Source organism: Streptomyces wedmorensis, from assembly GCF_000716445.1.
GTDB classification, from domain to species: Bacteria; Actinomycetota; Actinomycetes; order Streptomycetales; family Streptomycetaceae; genus Streptomyces; species Streptomyces wedmorensis.
Genome location: NZ_JNWK01000228.1, coordinates 1 through 223, shown reverse-complemented (window position 1 = coordinate 223; position 223 = coordinate 1). Strand labels below are relative to the sequence as shown.

Genomic DNA, 223 nt, shown 5'->3' with positions numbered 1-223 from the left:
GGATCGGGGGTGGGATCTGGGGTCGTTGTTCGATGAGGATCCGGATCGTGCGGGGAGGAGTTATGTCCGTGAGGGTGGGTTCCTGGAGGATGCCGCGGGGTTCGATGCGGGGTTCTTCGGTATTTCGCCGCGTGAGGCGTTGGGGATGGATCCTCAGCAGCGGTTGATGCTGGAGGCGTCGTGGGAGGTCCTCGAGCGGGCGGGTGTCGATCCTGCCGGGTTG

General features: G+C 65.0%; 1 protein-coding gene. It reads left to right on the top strand.

Annotation, left to right across the window (positions count from 1 at the left end; translation table 11 throughout):
• Positions 1-223, top strand: a 223-nt coding sequence (locus tag OO54_RS41205; RefSeq protein ID WP_033213021.1) for a beta-ketoacyl synthase N-terminal-like domain-containing protein, incomplete at both ends; no start/stop codon positions are given.